1 protein-coding gene is annotated in these 932 nt (G+C 60.1%); it reads left to right on the top strand.

The window, feature by feature from the left end:
- A partial coding sequence (locus F3J20_RS31720; protein ID WP_167285842.1) for a dipeptidase occupies window positions 1–932 on the top strand: 932 nt, incomplete at both ends.

Genomic DNA, 932 nt, shown 5'->3' with positions numbered 1-932 from the left:
AGCATCATCATCGACGGTCTGAACATTTCGAAATTCGAACGCTCGGTGTTCGAAGACATGCGCAAGGGCGGCGTCACCGCCGTGAACTGCACGGTCTCCGTGTGGGACGACTTCCAGAAGACCATCGACAACATCGCGGAAATGAAGCAGCAGATCCGCGAGTACAGCGAAATCCTCACGCTCGTGCGCACGACCGACGACATCCTGCGCGCCAAAAAAGAGAATAAAACCGGCATCATCTTCGGCTTCCAGAACTCGTACGCCTTCGAAGACAACCTCGGCTATATCGAGGTCTTCAAGGAACTCGGCGTGAACGTCGTGCAGCTTTGCTACAACACCCAGAACCTCGTCGGCACCGGCTGCTACGAGCCGGACGGCGGCCTCTCGGGCTACGGGCGCGAAGTGATCCAGGAGATGAACCGCGTGGGCATCATGGTCGATCTCTCGCACGTGGGCGGCAAGACTTCGTCCGATGCGATCGCCTGCTCGAAGAAGCCCGTGACGTATTCGCACTGCTGCCCGTCGGGCCTGAAGGAACATCCGCGCAACAAGAGTGACGAGCAGTTGCGGGAAATTGCCGATGCGAACGGCTTCGTGGGCGTGACGATGTTCGCGCCGTTTCTGAAGAAGGGGCCGGACGCGACCGTCGAGGATTATCTCGAAGCGATCGAATATGTGGTCGATGTGATCGGCGAGGACAAGGTGGGGATCGGCACGGACTTCACGCAGGGCTACACGACGGAGTTCTTCGACTGGATCACGCACGATAAGGGGCGCTACCGCCGTCTGACGGATTTCGGCAAGGTGGTGAATCCGGAGGGCATCCGCACGATCGGCGAATTCCCGAACCTGACGGCGGCGATGCAGAAGGCGGGCTGGAGCGAGGCGCGCATCCGCAAGGTGATGGGCGAGAACTGGCTGCGCGTGTTCGG

Origin of the sequence: Paraburkholderia sp. Cy-641 (assembly GCF_011752945.1) — a bacterium.
Taxonomy (GTDB): Bacteria; Pseudomonadota; Gammaproteobacteria; order Burkholderiales; family Burkholderiaceae; genus Paraburkholderia.
This window is presented reverse-complemented; position numbering and strand designations above follow the sequence as displayed.